Below are 3,657 nucleotides of genomic sequence, written 5' to 3' on the forward strand. Positions count from 1 at the left end.
GGGCACCCACGGTGAGGTGGACCGCGGCGTCGAGGCCCTCCTGGTCGTAGGCCGGGCCGAACACCGCGGCGATCTCGGCGCGGGCGAGCCGGGCCAGGTCGGCGCCGTCCAGCGCGGCGACGGCGGTGCGGGCCAGCGGCTTGAACGACGCCTCGCTGGTCACCCGCGCCCGCACCGGCCCGGGCGGCAGCGCCACCGCAGCCTGCGTTCCCCGGGTCAGGGCTCCCCCGGTCGGCGCTCCCGGGGCCACCGGCAGGCCGGCCGGTGTGGCCGAGGGAACGAGACCAAGCTGCGCGAGTGCCCGGCGCTGCAGGCCGCTCTGGGCCCGCAGGGCACTGGCATGCGCGGCCATCGTGGTGGTCCGCAGCAGTCGGATCAGGTCCGCGACGTTGGCCGCACCGGCGCCGGCCGGTACGGCCGCGGGAACGGTAGGGAGGATGGCGACCGCAGGGGTGCCGGTGGGCGCAGGAGTGCCGGTGGGCGCAGGAGTGTCGGTGGCCGCCGGGACGGCGCTGACGGGGGCGGCCACGGGTCCGGTGAGGGAGGTGGGGTCGAAGGGCTCGCCCTCGAAGCCGAGGTCCTCCTCCGTACCGGCCACGGACCCGGCCACGGACTGGTCAATGACGGTCATCGAAGATCGTCCTCGTTCTCGGTCGGGGTGTCGGTCCAGGACCGGACGGCCTCGGTGAACTTGGCGGCCATCCCGGGTGTCGCGGCGACGGTGACGTCGCGGAACCGGGCGAGCACGGTGCCGTCGGGGGCGTGCGCGGTCGCGGTGACGGTGGCCGTGCCGCCGCCGTCGTCCACGCGGGCCTGGTCCAGGACCAGGACGAACGGCGCCGCGTCCGGCAGCGGGCGCAGGTACTCGGCGCGGCCGATGCCCAGGGGCAGGCAGGCCTGGCCGAGCAGGGCCTTCCCGAGCACCGGCGGGCCCTGCAGCAGGACGTCGGCGAGCACCGGGCTGTGCAGCGCACCGCCGTAGGCGGCGTGCAGGTCGCGGTCGTCGGCGAGGGTGCACTCGAGCACCAGCCGGCCGGGACCGCGTTCGAGCACCCGGCGCATCCCCTGCAGCCGTGGGCCGTGGAACTGGGTGCCCTCGGTGTAGATGTCGAGGCCGTCCAGCGGTCCGGTGCCGAGCGCGTACCCCGGCCGGCCAGCGGCGGGATCGGGGATGCCACCTGAGCTGTCCGGGCTGGCAGGGCTGTCCGAGGCGGCGAGCAGGAGGGTGGCGGCGTAGTGCGGGACGGGCAGGCGTCCGGGGCGATCGCCGCGCACGGCGGCGCGCAGGACCAGACGGCCGTCCGTGTCGGTGCCGGCGGGTTCGAGGATCACCTGGGCGGTGTCGGGAGCGGAACCGTCGAAGACGATGCCCTTGTGGACGGTGAACCCGTGCACCTCGACGACCCGGCGCCCGGGATGGGTCCGCTCGGCCAGGTTGATCATCCAGCCGAGGCCGAAGGTGGCCGGCAGGACCCGGTGCACGCCGACCCGATGGGCGGCGATGACCGGGTGGGTCTCGATCCCGGCGAGGGTGCGCCGGGCCGCCAGGGTAGTGCCGCCGTCGGCCGCGGTTTCGGCCAGGGCCCGGTCCGGACCGACGAGCACGCACACCTCCCCCGCCCGGTCGGCGCGAAAGGCCTCGACGAAGGCGCCGGCGCCGGCGTCCGGAGCGAGCAGTTCCACCCCGCGGGCGGCGAACAGGTCACGCAGGCCGGGGGTCACCATCCCGCCGTCCCAGGCGCCCCAGTCGATCGCGACGACGTGGGTGTCGGGATGGGCGTGACGGTGCGCGGCGGCGAGCCGGCACAGCGCCTCGTTCGCCGCCGCGTAGTCGGCCTGCCCCGGGTTGCCGAACAGTCCCGCGACCGAGGTGAACAGCACCAGATGACGCAGCGGTGCGCCGTCGAGCCCGTCGAGCAGCGCCCGCAGGCCGGCCAGTTTCGGCGCGAACACCCGGGCGACGTCGGCGGGGGTCTTGTCGACGAGGCGGGCGTCGGCGAGCACCCCGGCGCCGTGCACGATGCCGGTGACCTGCCCGCGCACCCCGTCCAGGGCGGTGCGCACGGAGCTCGCGTCGGTGACGTCGACGGCGACGTACTCGGCCCGCGCCCCGCTGGACGTGACCGCGGCCAGCGTTGCCCTGATCTCCCGGCCCGCGAGCAGTCCCTGGTAGATCCGCTCGACGTCGCGGGGCGTCGGCCGGGTGCCCTCGGCACGTAGCTGGGCGATGACGGCGGGCTTGAGATCGGCGTCGGCAACGCCGGCCGCCCAGTCGGGTTCGTCGGTCAGCGGCGACCGTCCGAGCAGGACGAACCGAGCCGGCACCTGCTCGGCGAGCGCCCGCACGCACAGTGCGGTCACCCCCCGCGCACCGCCGGAGACGACGATCACGTCGTCCGCGCCGACCGTCAGCTCCGCCCCGCCCTCGGCCCCACTTCCGGCGGACGGGTCGGTGCCGGCGGACGGGTCGGGGCGGACCCCGGCGCGCGGGTCGAACAGGCCGGGCACGATCGTCTGGCGGACCACCGGGTCGCCGGCCAGGCCCACCTCGGGGGTGTCGCGGGCGGCGTCGTGCAGTTCGGCGTCCAGCAGTGCGGCGAGCGTGTCGGTGGCCAGGTCCGGGGAGGCGTCGAGGGCCCGGCAGAACACCGTCGGTGCCTCGGCGTCGAGCGTCTTGACCACCCCGCCTACGCCGCCGAGCAGCGAGGACACCGGCCCCGCCGGGCCGTGATGGCCAAGCCCGCCGTCGAGACGGGTCAGCGTGACGAACGCGGCGCGGGTGCCGCCGGCGGCGGTGGCGGTCAGCGGAGCATGGGCACGCCGCGCGATCTGGATGGTCTCGGCGAGCCGGTCGACCGTCGGTTCCCAGCCATCCCCGGGGGTGAGCACGGTCAGACTCAGGTCCACCCGCCCGTCGAACACCTCGGTCAGCGCCTGGTCGACGGCCCGCACCCGGCCGGTCGCCTCGCCCTGATGGGCAGCAGCACCGTGGCCGGCGGCGTCGAGGTCGAGCTCGCGCACCGTCCAGCCGCGGGCGCGCAGGTCGGCGACCAGCGGCGCGGTGTCCGGGCCGGCCCAGTGGGTGACGACGGCGACCGGGGACTCGGCGTAGGGGCGCTCGAGCCGGTCGACGGCGGGCAGGGTTACCAGCCGGACGACGCGGCGAGGCGCCGGGCCCGGCTTACCGGCTTTTGGGTCGACACCACCTGCCTCCACGCCGACCTGGCCGGCAGTCGTCGCTCCTACGGGTGGTGCCGATGCGGTGACGAACTCGGTGATCTGGTCGAGGGTGCGCAACTCCGCGAGCTGCTCCGGACCCACCGTCGGAGCCTGCGGGAACCGCTCACGCAGCGCCCCCAGCACCTGCACCCGCTTGATCGAGTCCACACCCAGATCAGCCTCGAGATCCATACCAGTGTCGATCATGTCGGCGGCGTAACCGGTCTTCTCGGCCACCACCTCGACCAACGCGGCACGCACCGCGTCCGCATCGAACGACGCGCCGGATCCGGCGACGGCAGCAGACGGGCCCGAGGCACCGACAGCGGCACCGACAGCGGCACCGACAGCCGGGAGAGCCGCGGTGACGAACTCGGTGATCTGGTCGAGGGTGCGCAACTCCGCGAGCTGCTCCGGACCCACCGTCGGAGCCTGCGG

At 75.4% G+C, this 3,657-nt stretch carries 1 protein-coding gene and 1 pseudogene; both read right to left on the reverse strand.

Annotated elements, in window-relative coordinates; translation table 11 throughout:
- Positions 1 to 631: pseudogene (locus ND747_RS15815) on the reverse strand (hypothetical protein); the annotation flags it as partial.
- A partial coding sequence (locus ND747_RS15820; RefSeq protein WP_251734386.1) for an SDR family NAD(P)-dependent oxidoreductase occupies positions 628 to 3,657 on the reverse strand: 3,030 nt, incomplete at its 5' end. The gene ND747_RS15820 and the pseudogene ND747_RS15815, both read right to left, overlap by 4 nt.

This window comes from Frankia sp. R82, assembly GCF_023716925.1.
Taxonomy (GTDB): domain Bacteria; phylum Actinomycetota; class Actinomycetes; order Frankiales; family Frankiaceae; genus Frankia.